Origin of the sequence: Commensalibacter intestini A911, assembly GCF_000231445.1 — a bacterium.
GTDB lineage: Bacteria > Pseudomonadota > Alphaproteobacteria > Acetobacterales > Acetobacteraceae > Commensalibacter > Commensalibacter intestini.
In genome coordinates this window covers 60,987-74,712 of sequence record NZ_AGFR01000007.1, presented here as the reverse complement: position 1 = coordinate 74,712, position 13,726 = coordinate 60,987, and the positions used below count along the sequence as shown (strand labels likewise).

Annotated in this window: 13 protein-coding genes; 7 read left to right on the top strand and 6 right to left on the bottom strand. The window is 37.3% G+C overall.

The features are described from left to right. Positions 1 to 11: 11 nt before the first annotated feature. Positions 12 to 629 carry a phosphoribosylglycinamide formyltransferase gene (gene purN / locus CIN_RS05515; protein WP_008854071.1) on the bottom strand — a complete coding sequence of 206 codons (618 nt, stop codon included), beginning with the start codon at positions 627 to 629 and terminating at the stop codon, positions 12 to 14. 21 nt (positions 630 to 650) lie between these two features. Continuing rightward, the gene (gene purM, locus CIN_RS05510) at positions 651 to 1,763 is read right to left on the bottom strand and encodes a phosphoribosylformylglycinamidine cyclo-ligase (protein WP_008854070.1); all 1,113 of its coding nucleotides are present in this window, start codon (positions 1,761 to 1,763) and stop codon (positions 651 to 653) included. A gap of 119 nt (positions 1,764 to 1,882) precedes the next feature. On the opposite strand from purM, the gene CIN_RS05505 reads away from it, so the two are divergent. Genes CIN_RS05505 through CIN_RS05495 form a run of 3 tightly spaced genes read left to right on the top strand, consistent with a single transcriptional unit; the run spans position 1,883 to position 6,470 of the window. Further along, a complete protein-coding gene (locus tag CIN_RS05505) occupies positions 1,883 to 2,677 on the top strand; it encodes a P-loop NTPase family protein (RefSeq protein ID WP_050798386.1) in 795 nt (264 codons plus the stop codon). A 17-nt stretch (positions 2,678 to 2,694) separates the two neighbouring features. Continuing rightward, a complete protein-coding gene (locus CIN_RS05500) occupies positions 2,695 to 4,872 on the top strand; it encodes an RNA degradosome polyphosphate kinase (RefSeq protein WP_008854068.1) in 2,178 nt (725 codons plus the stop codon). Positions 4,873 to 4,931: 59 nt separating this feature from the next. Continuing rightward, on the top strand, positions 4,932 to 6,470 hold the full coding sequence (locus tag CIN_RS05495; RefSeq protein ID WP_050798361.1) for a Ppx/GppA family phosphatase: 1,539 nt from the start codon (positions 4,932 to 4,934) through the stop codon (positions 6,468 to 6,470). Positions 6,471 to 6,497: 27 nt separating this feature from the next. On the opposite strand, the gene CIN_RS05490 is transcribed toward CIN_RS05495, so the two are convergent. The 4 genes from CIN_RS05490 to CIN_RS05475 all read right to left on the bottom strand — a co-directional run bounded on the left by CIN_RS05490 (position 6,498) and on the right by CIN_RS05475 (position 9,757). Next, a complete protein-coding gene (locus CIN_RS05490) occupies positions 6,498 to 6,809 on the bottom strand; it encodes a hypothetical protein (RefSeq protein WP_040364011.1) in 312 nt (103 codons plus the stop codon). Then, entirely contained in the window at positions 6,809 to 8,281 is a 1,473-nt protein-coding gene (locus CIN_RS05485) for a PepSY-associated TM helix domain-containing protein (protein ID WP_008854066.1), read from the bottom strand. Before CIN_RS05485 ends, CIN_RS05490 begins: the two co-directional genes overlap by 1 nt. Positions 8,282 to 8,516: 235 nt before the next feature. Further along, entirely contained in the window at positions 8,517 to 9,161 is a 645-nt protein-coding gene (locus tag CIN_RS05480) for a uracil-DNA glycosylase (RefSeq protein WP_008854065.1), read from the bottom strand. An 8-nt stretch (positions 9,162 to 9,169) separates the two neighbouring features. Beyond that, positions 9,170 to 9,757 (bottom strand): LabA-like NYN domain-containing protein, encoded by a 588-nt coding sequence (locus tag CIN_RS05475; RefSeq protein ID WP_040364010.1) that lies wholly within the window; start codon positions 9,755 to 9,757, stop codon positions 9,170 to 9,172. 132 nt (positions 9,758 to 9,889) lie between these two features. On the opposite strand from CIN_RS05475, the gene folK reads away from it, so the two are divergent. The 4 genes from folK to acpS all read left to right on the top strand — a co-directional run bounded on the left by folK (position 9,890) and on the right by acpS (position 13,638). After that, a complete protein-coding gene (gene folK, locus CIN_RS05470; RefSeq protein ID WP_008854063.1) occupies positions 9,890 to 10,393 on the top strand; it encodes a 2-amino-4-hydroxy-6-hydroxymethyldihydropteridine diphosphokinase in 504 nt (167 codons plus the stop codon). A gap of 73 nt (positions 10,394 to 10,466) precedes the next feature. Further along, entirely contained in the window at positions 10,467 to 10,871 is a 405-nt protein-coding gene (rpoZ, locus tag CIN_RS05465; protein WP_008854062.1) for a DNA-directed RNA polymerase subunit omega, read from the top strand. 74 nt (positions 10,872 to 10,945) lie between these two features. Beyond that, positions 10,946 to 13,216, top strand: coding sequence for a RelA/SpoT family protein (locus CIN_RS05460; RefSeq protein WP_008854061.1), 2,271 nt, complete (start codon positions 10,946 to 10,948; stop codon positions 13,214 to 13,216). 11 nt (positions 13,217 to 13,227) lie between these two features. Further along, positions 13,228 to 13,638 carry a holo-ACP synthase gene (gene acpS / locus CIN_RS05455; RefSeq protein ID WP_008854060.1) on the top strand — a complete coding sequence of 137 codons (411 nt, stop codon included), beginning with the start codon at positions 13,228 to 13,230 and terminating at the stop codon, positions 13,636 to 13,638. The last annotated feature ends 88 nt before the right edge of the window (positions 13,639 to 13,726 follow it).

Below are 13,726 nucleotides of genomic sequence, written 5' to 3'. Positions count from 1 at the left end.
GAATATAAAATTTAACCGTTAATGAGTGCCTCAACACTATGTTCAGGCTCATCTTTACGTAGGAAGTGTTTTAATACTTGCGGATAAAGAAGATGTTCTTGCTTTAACAGACGTTGTGCGAGTTTGTGCTCTGTATCATTTGGTAAGATCGGAACAACAGCTTGTCCAAGAATAGGGCCTTGATCCATATCTTCGGTGACAATATGCACGGTGCAGCCATGTAATTTCATGCCAGCTTTAATAGCTCTGGCATGGGTATCAAGTCCTGGAAATAAAGGTAAAATACTTGGATGAATGTTTAAGATCTTACCTTCCCAATTATTAATTAGGAACGGCGTTAACAAACGCATATATCCAGCCAAACAAACGGTTGAAATACGATGAGATTGTAATGCTGCATCAATTTGACGTTCGTGAGCTTGGCGATCTTTGCCAAAGTCATGATGGTCAATGACTTGGGTCGCAATTCCTGCATTGCGTGCAGTATCTAATCCTGCTGCATCGGGATTATTGCTGATGACCAGCTCAATAGAAGCTGGAAAAGACGGTTTTGCACATGCAGCAATAAGCGCATCCATATTGCTGCCACGACCACTGATAAGAATAGCAATGCGTTCTTTAAAAGACATATGGCTTTCCTGTAATATGTATTAATCAGCATCTGAAATAAATGTAAAATTCGGAAGATCGCTGAATTCTACAGTTGGTTCACTATTAGGATCTTCACTGGCAGAGATATGTCCAATGACGTAGGCTTCGGTATCAGTATCGCTTAAAAGCTCATTAACAGCAGCGACGTCGGAAACAATCAAGATCATCCCAATACCACAGTTAAAGACTTTTAACATTTCTTCGGTGGTGACATTTCCAGCTTGTGCTAACCAAGAGAATACAGCAGGCATTGGCCAGCTTTCCCCGTCGATGGTAGCAATCATTCCTTTAGGCATTACACGAGGTAGATTTCCAACAATCCCACCGCCTGTAATATGTGCTGCACCATGAAGGAGGCCTGCATTATGAAGAGCAATGACAGGCTCTACATATAATTTTGTAGGAGCCAATAGGGCTTCGCCTAGTAATTGTTCTGTATCAAAGGGTGCAATATCATCCCAAGCAAGATTTTGGGATTTAACAATAGAGCGAATCAAAGAAAATCCATTGGAGTGTGGGCCGCTGGAGGCAAGACCAATAATTTTTTCACCAGGAGCAATATTTTGAGGAAGCAAAGCATCGCGTTCAACAGCACCCACAGAAAAACCAGCTAAATCATAGTGGCCATGTTGATACATGCCAGGCATTTCGGCGGTTTCCCCACCAATTAGCGCACATCCGCAAGCTTCACAAGCGTTGCTGATTCCTGTAATAACGCGTTTTGCTTGTTCAAGCTCTAGTTTACCAGTAGCAAAATAATCTAGGAAAAATAAAGGTTTTGCACCTTGAACGATCAAATCGTTAACACACATGCCGACTAAGTCGAAACCAAGATTGTCACATAATCCAGTTTCAATCGCGAGGAGAAGTTTAGTACCAACGCCATCTGTGCCAGAAACTAAGATAGGATCTTTAAATCCTGCTGCTTTGACATCAAATAAGGCGCCAAATCCTCCTAAATTTCCCATAACACCAGATTGACGTGTTTTTGAAACCGCTGGTTTGATTGCTTCGATTAAAGCATCTCCCGCAGCAATATCAACGCCAGATTGTGCATAGGTCGCACCGTTTTCACTAGAAGGTTGTTTGATTTCTGAAGAATCTGAAGTCATTATTTAAGCAGCCTTTATATCTTTATGCTTGATAGGTTGATGTTGAATTTGATTATGAATGATTTTTGCTTCATATTAAACCTATATTTACGGTAGATATGATTTTTGGCAAAGCGAGAATGCAGAAAAAAAGTCAACAACAGTGTTTGATGGATCAGCCAAGGCAGCTTGCATTGCCTTTTCCCTATCATCCTCGCTTTATTCATTCAGAATTTATCAGTGCGCCATCGAATGCTGGGGCAAGGACTTGGCTGGGAATTAATCAGCATATTCGTTCTATTCCAAGTTGGCCAGATCGCCGTTTATTAGTGTGGGGCGATTCTGGTACGGGAAAGACACATTTATTACAAATATGGGCAGATCGGGAATCTGCATTATTTTTACCAGGATCTATTTTATCTGAGAATGCTTCGATTTATTGGTTGCAAAAAATTAAAGAAGAGTGGGTTAAAGCACTGGTGATTGATGATGCGGATGTCATTACGAATCATCATGCTTTGTTACATTTGCTAAATTTGGCCAAAGAATCAGATTTGCCTATTGTGTTGAGTAGTCGTAACCCACCATCACGATGGAGTGTGGGGTTACCAGACTTAGCCAGTCGACTTCGTGCGATGACAACCGTTAAAATAGAGCAACCAGAAGATAATTTATTGCGTATTTTATTATTGCGCTTGTTGGCTGAACGACAATTGGTTGTTTCTTCTTCGATGATTGATTGGTTATTGGTTCGGTTACCCAGAACAGCCAGTGCGATTCGTGAAGCTGTGCATCGTCTTGATAAAGCAACGTTGGCGGATGGCGGTGGTGTGACAAGAAATTTAGCTATTCGTGTTTTAGAAGATTTACTTTCTTTTGATTCTATAGAATCATTACAAGAGACAGAAGAGCCTTTATTCTTTTTTGATTTTTAACTTCAAAGTGTGATTCGATGACGCCCAAAGAAAAAAATACTGCAACCAAACCAACGACTGTACGTGCTCGTAAAGCAATAGCGACGCCGACAAAGACAGAAGTGGTTGTTTCAGCCATTAAAAAAAGTCCAGAACGATTTATCAATCGTGAATTGTCATGGCTTGATTTTAATCAAAGGGTTGTCGAAGAGGCAAAGAACACTAGGAACCCTTTGTTAGAACGGTTACGTTTTTTATCGATTAGTGCAAGTAATCTAGATGAATTCTTCTCCGTTCGTGTTGCAGGACTAGCAGGGCAGGTTCTTGAAAAATTAATAACGACGTCTCCTGATGGGTTAACCCCAGCACAACAAATGGCTGCGATCAGAGAGCGTGCAAAAGGATTATTTGAAGATCAACAGCAAACTTATACTGAGTTAAAGCAATTATTGGCTGAAACTGGGATCGTTGTTTGCCAGTCTCAAGATTTGGGTCATGATGATTTAACGTGGTTAAAAACCTATTTTATGGAAAGAATTTTTCCAATTTTAACCCCAATTGCATTGGATCCAGCGCATCCAGTTCCTTTCATTCCTAATTTAAATATGGCGCTTGCTTTACGATTGATCAGCCAAAAAAATGATCGTAATCGTAAATATGTTTTGATTTTATTACCTTCACAGCTTCCTCGTTTTTTGGTGTTGCCAGTTTCTGAAAAATATCCAAAAACTCAACGTTTTGTGCTGTTAGAAGACATTATTACCTTGTTTATCGCGATTATTTTTCCAGGATATAAAATTGGAAATTATGGCTTATTACGAGTTATTCGGGATACAGACGTTGAGTTTGAAGAAGAAGCAGAAGATCTCGTTCGTTCTTATGAAACAGCTTTAAAGCGTCGCCGTAGAGGTGTGGTTATTCATTTGGATATTGATAGCCAACTTCCAACTAAGCTAGCTGATTTGGTTATTCATGCTTTGGAAGTCCCTGCGGAAGATATTACTGTTCATAATGGTTTATTAGGAATGGTAGATGTAAAGCAGTTAATTGTTGATAATCGGCCAGATTTATTATTCCCATATTACAAGTCTTTAATTCCTGCACGTATTCGAGAATGCGGAGGGGATGCTTTTACGGCATTACGTTCAAAAGATCTATTGGTTTACCATCCTTTTGAGAGCTTTGATGTTGTTGTTCGGTTCTTGCGTCAAGCAGCCCAAGATCCTCAAGTTTTGGCTATTAAACAAACCCTTTATCGCACCTCTAGTAATAGTCCGATTGTCAGGGCTTTGATTGAAGCTGCGGAAAGTGGAAAGTCTGTTACCGCTATTGTAGAGTTACGTGCTCGTTTTGATGAAGAGGCAAATATTCGTTTATCTCGTGACTTAGAAGCGGCAGGTGTTCAAGTTGTCTTTGGGTTTGCAGATTGGAAAACTCATGCAAAATTAAGTTTGGTGGTGCGTAGAGAAGGGAATATGATCCGGACTTATGCGCATTTCGGCACGGGAAATTATCATCCGATTACTGCTAAAATTTATACAGATTTATCTTATTTTACCTGTAATCCGAAATTAACACGGGATGCTGCAAAATTATTTAATTATGTAACAGGATATGCACGTCCATCACAAATGGAAGCCATTGCGTTCTCTCCGTTGACTATTCGTAAAACGCTCAACGAATTAATCGAGCAAGAGATAGAATTTGTAAAAGATGGAAAGCCTGGTTCTATTTGGTTAAAAATTAACTCTTTGGTTGATCCACGTTTGATCGATCGACTTTATGAGGCGTCTTGTGCTGGGGTAAAGATTAATATTGTTGTGCGTGGTATTTGCTGTTTACGACCTGGTGTTGCGGGGCTTTCTGAAAATATTCAGGTTAAATCCATTGTTGGACGTTTTTTAGAGCATGCTCGGGTATTTGCCTTTGGTAATGGGTATGAATTGCCTTCTAAACACGCAAAAATATATATGTCTTCCGCAGATTGGATGGAAAGAAACATGGATCGTCGTATCGAAGAAATGATTCCGATCATTCCAGATGAAATTCATAATAAAGTATTGAACCAATTAATGGTTGCTAATTTAAAAGATAATTTACAGTCATGGCATTTAGACCATGATAAAAAATGGCGAAGAGTAGACGTGACAGAAAAGCCATTTTCTGCGCATGAATATTTTATGGAAAATCCATCTTTGATTGATAAAAAGTTATAATTTTTATAAAGTCATCACGCTACAGTTACGCTACATTTGAATTATAAAGGATCATTTATATGAATTCTCACTCCTTGATGCGCTCAGCAATTGTTGATTTAGGATCTAATTCTGTTCGTCTAGTCGTTTTTGAGGGGAGAGAACGTAATCCCGTAATGATTTTTAATGAAAAAGCAACATTACGGTTGGGGAGTGGTTTGGACACAAGTAAACGATTGAATCCTAAAGGGGTTGCTTTGGCAGAAGATGTTTTTAAACGTTTTTATGCCGTAGCAACAACTATGGGCGCAGATCCTTTTGTTGTTTTAGCAACCGCGGCAGTTAGAGATGCAACAGACGGCCCAGAATTTATTAATAAGCTTAATCAGTGGATGCCAAATGTTCCTATTCATATTTTGACAGGGGAAGAGGAAGCTGATTACGCAGCAGCAGGGGTATTATGCAGTATTCCAAATGCAGATGGTGTTGTTGCGGATATTGGTGGGGGATCAATGGAGCTGGTACAACTTTGTGGTCAACAACGGTTTAATGCCCAGACATTACCTTTAGGGGTGATTCGTTTGATGGATCGTTCTGAACGTAAAGTCTCTAAAGCTAAATCAATCGTTACCAAAGATTTAAAAACTGTAGAATGGCTTGATGAGGTCAAGAAGAAAAATCTGTATTTAGTGGGGGGGGCTTTTAGAGCAATGGCTCAACTTTATATGGAATATACCTCTTATCCGCTTTCGATTGTTCATTATTTTACTTTGCCTTATGATGAGGCCAAAAGGATGGTTGAATGGACAATTGAAAAATCAAAGGGTGGCTTAAATAATAATATGCCTACCTTTATTCATAAACGCTTAAATGATTTACCTTATGCAGCAACGGTATTGGGGCAATTATTAGCTAGAATGCGTCCTGAAAAAATCATTTTTTGTGCCGAAGGTGTGCGTGAAGGGTGGTATATGCGCAATGTGGTTTCACAATCTGCGCGTAGTCAAGATCCTCAAGAATCTGCGGCAAGGGATATTAGTGAACGTTTGGGAAGAGTTAAAGAGTTTCCTTTGGCATTAATGCAATGGACAAGTAGTCTTTTTAAAGATGAGAGTGTTACAATGAAAAGATTGCGTTGGAATGCTTGTTTAATCTCTGACTCAGGTTGCCATGACCATCCAGCCTATCGCAAAGAGGAATCTTATCGACGCATTTTATGTATGGCTGGAATGGCATTTGATCATCCAACACGTGCATTCTTGGCATTAACAACGGCAATGCGTTATGAAGCAGGGGTGGAAGAAGAATTTTTATCTTCAGCAAAGAAAATCTTGACGCATAAACAATTTGAACAAGCTGTTATTTTAGGGATGGCTTTTCGTGTTGCTTATACGTTATCAGGCAATTTACCTAGTCTATTATTAAGAACACGTTTAAAAGTCGGTAAAAAGAAATTAACGTTATATTTCTCTCATCATTTAGATGCTGTTATTAGTGATGCAGTAACAAGACGTCTTAGTCGTTTAGGGCAGTTAATGGGATTAGAAACACAATTGTTACCTGATCATGAAGATGAACCAAAAGCATTAAAAGCACCTAAAGCGTCTAAGAAACAATAGTTAAGTTATTAATATTGTAATCAGGCGCTATTTAGGTGCTTGATTACAATGAAATAATTTCATCCATTTAGTATACAATTGTGGATAAAAACCTAAGCATAAAGCCATAATAAGGGCATTAATAGAGGTCAAATTAATCCAAATTAACCACCCTGGATTAGACCAGTAATATAAACATAAAAGCAGGCTGATAACGTTAAATAAAGTAAAACCACTTTTATAGATGACACTTTCCATTAAAGAATTCTCTGTGAGTTTATAACGTGCTCTAATGATATTTAAAGCGCAAATAAGAAAGAATAAACTGAGGAAATTAATGATAAAAACCAAGATAAACATTAGTTTTTTCCTTTCTTTTGAATGTAAAAATACAACCGCAGAAAAACAACTCCAAATAGAAAAATAATCGCATCGATCGTTACATATAAATAATTATGATTATTGATTGCAGCGTTAAGATATCTGCCTGTTTGTATATAGTCTAGGAACGGTAAAAATAGGCATAAACTAGACAGAATGCCCATTAAGCTGATCCATACTAATTTTATTTTATCGCATAATGAAGCAATAATTCCACAGCATATAATTAAGAAAAAAGTAATAAAGAATCCTCTGATTTCCCAGTGCATTCGGTCAGTAAGTGATACGGGAAGTAATCGGTTAAGCCATAATAATGTGGTAATAGCGATAAGAGAACCCATAATGATCCCAATATTAATCCCTTCAATAGTTTTATCGACATAAAGACGAGGGATTGAGCGTGTCGATAGCTGGCTATTCCTTTTTTTCTGACTGTAAAATAATAAGCCATAAGCGATTAAAATGCTGCTAAATAACCCCATTGTCGCAAAAACTATACGTAGTAAGATGTCGCCAGCTCTGACGGTATGGATTCTTAAAAGTGTTTTATTCAGTAAAGTCAAAGGAGTTATGTTTGTCGAAGAAGAGGTTGGTTGGCCTGTTTTCTTATCAAAAGAAATATAATTTTTAAAGCGTGCAATATGTTGCTGATCACCCTCAAAGAACTTAATTTCTTTTTTTGTAAAGACAATTGAGCTGGGCATCGAATTAAAATGCGTTTCAGCTTTTTTTAGTAAAGGTAGTAATTCAGGAGGTTGTTGTTTGATTGCTGCTTGTTTTGGAGGTGTAGATATTGGAGGAGGTGCACCATTTGGCATGTAACGAGGAGCCAAAAATAAGATGCCACTGATACAAACGATAAAAAGAAAAGGTAAGAAGAATAAGCCTGTAATCGTATGAATATCAGATTTAAATCGTAAGGTTGTAGGTTTATGATAAATAAAGAAAGCGTTTTTGATCAAAGTCGGAAGGTAAATAATAACACCGCTGATTAAGACTAATAAAAAAGCAATGCCAATGATTAATACAATGGCGCCACCGATATAGCGGCCGATAAATAAATTATTATGAAGACTATCAATAAAATATCCACCACCTGTTGCACGAACAGGAAGGATGTTTCCCTCTCGTGGATCAATCACAACCCCTTGTAACATATTATCTTGAAAATGTAGAACTCTGATATAAGGGTCTCTATCAGTGGGCAGTGCAATTAAGTTTTTGTGAATATGTTTATATTTCTCCCAGCTAGCAAAAGATTGATTAAGCGCCTTGCTGGAGATGGTTTTTGCTATGGGGTGTTGTCCCAGCTCTGGTTGCATCCACTGCGTTATTTCTTTATCAAAAATAGAAATAGTGCCAGAGATAAAGATAAGAAATAAGAACCATCCCCCAATTAAACCAATCCATTGATGGCAGATTCTAAAAAAAGAAAGTGTTTTTTTATTCATAAAATATAGTCGCTTAAAAATAATAATGATTATTATTATCAATAAGATTATAAAATATCTACTGTTAAATTATGAATTATCAGGGTATGAATAAAGAAACGTTGTGTTTGTTATGTTTAAGTAGAAGTAAATGACCGTAGAAGCAATATTAACGATCTCACCATTCATTGTATATATTTTGTTAATGGTAGGTTTAGTCGGTATCATTATTTATAAAAAAATTTTAAAAAAGTAACTAAGTAGATTTTAGGTATTTTTGGATAGAAAAAACAACGTCTTCGAACATTACTGTTGTAAGTTTTCCTGTACTAGTATTGTAACGAGAGACATGATAGCTGTTGACGATAGTTATTTTCTCATTGTTTTGAAAAAATTGTCCATGTTTAAAGGGAATACTTGTTACTGGGCGCCCAAAGCAGGCTAAAATATTTTTATGGGCAATAACACCTAAAGTTAAGATTATTTTTAACTTAGGCATATTCTGTATTTCTTTGAGTAAAAATGGGCGGCAAGTTTTTTCTTCTAGAGAAGTTGGTTTATTCTCTGGTGGGACGCATCGAACTGCATTAATAATTCTACAATTTTTAAGTGTTAATCCGTCATTAGGGTCTGCATTATAAGTGCCAGTAGCGAAGTTATATTTTATTAGAGTGTTATAGAGTAATATTCCTGCATAGTCGCCTGTGAATGGTCTTCCTGTTAAATTTGCTCCCTTAACACCAGGTGCAAGACCAACAATCAGAAACTCGGCATGTTGATCTCCCCAAGGAGGGACAGGCGCGTTCCATCCTATTGGATATAATTGTTTATTATTTTCTCTATATTCTACTAAACGAGGGCATAAAGAACAATTTACATCAGGTTGCAGGTTGATTGTCATCAAAAGATTTATTCTTCAGTAAAAGGAATAACTGGGTTAGGAATATCGTTTTGAGTATTGTTATCGCCACTTCTTCGTGTAAATTCTGGTGCAATATCAACAAGGTCTAAAAATTGATCAGCTTGTCTACGTAACTCATCTCCAACCATTGGAGGGTTTGTCTTTACAGATGAAATAACAGTAACACGCACACCTTGTTTTTGCACGGATTCAACTAAGCGGCGGAGATCAGCATCACCACTGAATAAGACAGCGTGATCAATATGAGGTGCAATTTCCATCATATCCACTGCAAGTTCGATATCCATGCTTCCTTTAATTCTTCTACGACCATTTTGATCTGTGAATTCTCTTGCATTTTTTGTAACTAAAAAGAATCCATTATAAGCCAACCAGTCGGTAAGAGGCTTTAGAGGAGAGTATTCTTCTGTATCTAATACAGCTGAATAGTAATAAGCACGCAAGACATTACAGTGTTTTCTAAAAAATGCTAACAGATTTCTATAGTCTACATCAAATCCTAAGTTTCGAGAGGCTGAATATAAATTCGCACCATCGATAAATAGACAAACTTTTTCATTTTCTCTAAAAAACATGTAAATAATCCTAAATAAAATAATTAACGCTGAAAAGTTTTGGTATAACTAATGTTAATCAAACTATAGATAGTATAATAATGCTAATCTTAAAGTGTTTCAATCAAGTGACGAATTTGTGTAAGTAAAAATATGATTATTATAGCAGTTGGAAGTAACCTTTCAGGCGTTTGGTCTGACACTCCTTATGGTATGTGTCAAGAAGCAGTACATCATTTATCAAAAAAGTTACAATGTAGCATTAAACAATCTTCTTGGTACCAAACTAGTCCAATTCCAGCATCTTCTCAACCTCTTTATATCAATGGTGTCATTGCAATAGAAAAAAAAATAGAACCTTTGGTCTTATTAACGCTCTTGAATGCTCTAGAAAAAGAGGCAGGAAGAGAGCGTCAACAAGTTAATGAGGCTCGACCTTTAGATTTGGACATTTTGGATGTAAATGGCGAAATAATAAATGATTCTCCTAGACTTATTGTTCCGCATCCTAGGTTGCATTTACGAGGTTTTGTTTTATATCCTTTGAGAGATATCGATCCACAATGGAGGCATCCGATCTCACATAAAAGTGTAGATGAATTAATAGCGGAGCTTCCTGAAAACCAAGAAATTTCTTTTTATTCGGATGAAAAATAAGAAGAAATTTGATTTTTTTATAAAATTATATTAGATATTCAAGATTGATTTAAAATCTGGAGATTAAAGATTTATGGCACGCGTTACTGTCGAAGATTGTATTGAAAAAATTCCTAATCGTTTTGACCTCGTTCTTTATGCTGCACAAAGAGCTCGTAACCTTTCAAGAGGAGAGGCAATGACGGTAGAGCGTGATGATGACAAAAATCCTGTTGTCGCTTTACGTGAAATTGCTGAAGAAAAAGTGGATCTGGAGTCTGTGAAGTCAGATATTATTCGTTCATTAGCTAGAGCTCCTGAGCCAGAACCTATTGATGAAGAGGTTGTTGATATTATTCCAACTGAAAAAAATATTTTTGGCCTTCAAGATGTGACTGCTGAAGAAGAAAAACGGAATATGTCTCATAATTCATTTGAAAATATTAATGAGATTATGAGTGAACTTGACCGTCGTCGTTCGGGATCTGATAATTTTTAAAAAACCTTCTTTTCATATTGGTTTTTATGCTTATAATTGATTAAATTAAGGTAATAATCAGTATCAGGGGTTAAGTGGAAAATATTTATCTTCCCACGACATTAAGTGAAAGTGATCACGTTGATTGCGAAGGTTTAATTCGGCATATTCGAAAATATGAGCCCGATTTAGACCTTTCACTTGTCGAAAAAGCGTTTCAAGTCGCATTTAAGGCCCACGAACAGCAGTTTCGTGATAATGGTGCCCCGTATATTATTCACCCTCTTGCCGTTGCAAATATTCTAGCACATTTAAGAGTGGATATTACTTCTATTATCACAGGATTACTTCACGACACTATTGAGGATACAGAAGTTACTCGCGAATTCTTAGAAAAAGAGTTTGGTGTTGTTGTTGCAGACCTTGTTGATGGTGTTACCAAGTTAACTCGTTTAGAGTTGCAATCAGACCGAACAAAACAGGCGGAAAATTTTCGTAAGCTTGTTTTGGCAATGTCAAAAGATATCCGTGTTTTAATTGTAAAGTTAGCTGATCGTTTGCATAATATGCGAACGTTACATTATGTTCAAAGGTTAGATCGTAAGCAACGTATTGCACGTGAGACCATGGATATTTATGCGCCATTGGCCGAACGTATCGGTATGGATAATGTTAAAACGGAATTACAGAATATTGCTTTTTCTGTTTTAGAGCCAGAAGCAGATGCATCCATTCGTGCTCGATTAAATTTCTTGCGTGGGCAAGGAGCAGATATTGTTGAAGAAGTTTGTCAGGAACTTAAAGAGATCTGTGAAGATGCTGGATTGCGTAATGTTGAAACGACAGGTCGTGAAAAATCTTGTTATTCTATTTGGGAAAAAATGAATAGAAGGCAAGTCGCTTTTGAACAATTATCTGACATTATGGCATTTCGTATTATTGTGGATACGAAAGAGGATTGTTATGCGGCCCTAGGGGTTGTGCATAGCAGTTATCCCGTTGTTGCTGGGCGGTTTAAAGACTATATCTCTACGCCAAAGGCAAACGGATATCAAAGTATTCATACTGGGGTTACTCTCAGGCACCCTCGTAATCAACGAATTGAAATTCAAATCCGCACTCGAGAAATGCATGATATTGCAGAGAATGGGGTTGCGTCGCATTGGGTTTATAAGCAGCTGCCTGTTGCGGGTAAGGATGCCAACGCTGAAGTCGGAGAGGCAGCGCCTAAATTTAAAAAATTGCGTTGGGTTCAGGATCTGTTGGATATTTTAGAAGATTCTGCGGCGCCTGATGAGTTTTTAGAAAATACGAAATTAGAACTTTATCAAGATTTAGTTTTTTGTTTTACGCCAAGAGGAGAGTTGATACAGCTTCCTCGTGGTGCAACGCCTGTTGATTTTGCGTATGCAGTTCATAGTCAAGTTGGTGATCGTTGCGTTGGAGCTAAGGTTAATGGTCGTTTGGTACCATTAAGAGAGCAATTACATAACGGTGCTCAAGTTGAGATTATGACAGCAAGAGAGGGGAATCCTTCTCCGTCATGGGAACGATTTGTTGTTACTGGTAAGGCTAGGGCGCGTATTCGCCATTTTGTTAGTAGTCAACAAAAAGAAATTAAAATTGAGGCGGGGCGAGTTGCATTAGCGAAAGCCTTCCGACAAGAGGGAATTGATGGGTCTCAAAAAATCTTAGAAACGGTTTTGAAACCATTAAAACAATCTTCTATAACAGATTTATATGTTGCTGTGGGTAGTAACGCTTTATTAGCGAAAGATGTGGTTTATACTGCTTATCCAGAGTTGCGTCCGACGAAACGTGCCCCTCGTTTCGTTACTGGATTAACAGAAAAAAAATCACCTTCGTCGTCTTCTTTATCGAGTAATGGTGCGCATCTGCATAATGTGATTCCTTTAAAAGGGATGACCAAAGGAATTAGTGTTCATTTTGCTGGCTGTTGTCATCCTTTGCCTGGGGACGACGTTGTGGGAATTGTTGCCACCGGTAAAGGGATTACTGTTCATTGTAAATCTTGTTCGATGCTCAGTAATTATGCATCGATGCCTGAACGTTTTATGAGTATGGATTGGGATTATGATGTTTTAGCTCATGTTGATGCAAAGAAAAACTATGTAGGACGTGTAAAGGTTGTGGGTGAAAATGTTACGGATATTTTGGCTAGTATTACAAACCGTGCAGCTCAACATAATGGAAGTATTTTAAATCTCAAAATTCTGAATCGTCATATTGATTTTATAGAAATTTTACTCGATTTGGAAGTGAAAGACGTAGATCATTTAAACTCAATTATTTCGGGTCTACAAGGCGTTAAAGGAATCATTCACGTAGAGCGGTCTATGGCATAAGGAAGATAGGTATGATTGTTGGAATAGGTTCTGACTTATGTGATATGAGGCGGATTGAAGGTGTGTTAGAGCGTCATGGTGAACGCTTTATGCAACGCATTTTTACAGTTAATGAAATAAAAAAAGCTGAAGGGCGTTATGGTCAAACGCGTTTAGGGACTTATGCTAAACGTTGGGCTGCGAAAGAAGCTTGTGCGAAAGCATTAGGGACTGGATTTAATGATGAGGTTTTTTATCACGATATTGAAGTAATAAATTTACCAAGTGGTCAGCCTTCTTTAAAGTTAACGAATGGAGCATTAAAGCAGTTGCAACGCCTTGGAAAAGATGGATATATATCTAATATTTTGTTGACGATGACTGATGAACATCCTTATGCATTTGCACAAGTAATGATTGAATTATTGCCAAACAAGGAATAGATAAAAGAGGTTATAATTGAATTGACTAGCAATTATAATTTTAATTTATGTATTTAAGTAACCTGATTGATAAGAGAATATGAATAAT

Bases quoted from the DNA above. Each gene is read 5' to 3' on its own strand.
- purN (WP_008854071.1), bottom strand. From the start codon at position 629: ATGTCTTTTAAAGAACGCATTGCTATTCTTATCAGTGGTCGTGGCAGC.
- purM (WP_008854070.1), bottom strand. From the start codon at position 1,763: ATGACTTCAGATTCTTCAGAAATCAAACAACCTTCTAGTGAAAACGGT.
- CIN_RS05505 (WP_050798386.1), top strand. From the start codon at position 1,883: ATGCAGAAAAAAAGTCAACAACAGTGTTTGATGGATCAGCCAAGGCAG.
- CIN_RS05500 (WP_008854068.1), top strand. From the start codon at position 2,695: ATGACGCCCAAAGAAAAAAATACTGCAACCAAACCAACGACTGTACGT.
- CIN_RS05495 (WP_050798361.1), top strand. From the start codon at position 4,932: ATGAATTCTCACTCCTTGATGCGCTCAGCAATTGTTGATTTAGGATCT.
- CIN_RS05490 (WP_040364011.1), bottom strand. From the start codon at position 6,809: ATGTTTATCTTGGTTTTTATCATTAATTTCCTCAGTTTATTCTTTCTT.
- CIN_RS05485 (WP_008854066.1), bottom strand. From the start codon at position 8,281: ATGAATAAAAAAACACTTTCTTTTTTTAGAATCTGCCATCAATGGATT.
- CIN_RS05480 (WP_008854065.1), bottom strand. From the start codon at position 9,161: ATGACAATCAACCTGCAACCTGATGTAAATTGTTCTTTATGCCCTCGT.
- CIN_RS05475 (WP_040364010.1), bottom strand. From the start codon at position 9,757: ATGTTTTTTAGAGAAAATGAAAAAGTTTGTCTATTTATCGATGGTGCG.
- folK (WP_008854063.1), top strand. From the start codon at position 9,890: ATGATTATTATAGCAGTTGGAAGTAACCTTTCAGGCGTTTGGTCTGAC.
- rpoZ (WP_008854062.1), top strand. From the start codon at position 10,467: ATGGCACGCGTTACTGTCGAAGATTGTATTGAAAAAATTCCTAATCGT.
- acpS (WP_008854060.1), top strand. From the start codon at position 13,228: ATGATTGTTGGAATAGGTTCTGACTTATGTGATATGAGGCGGATTGAA.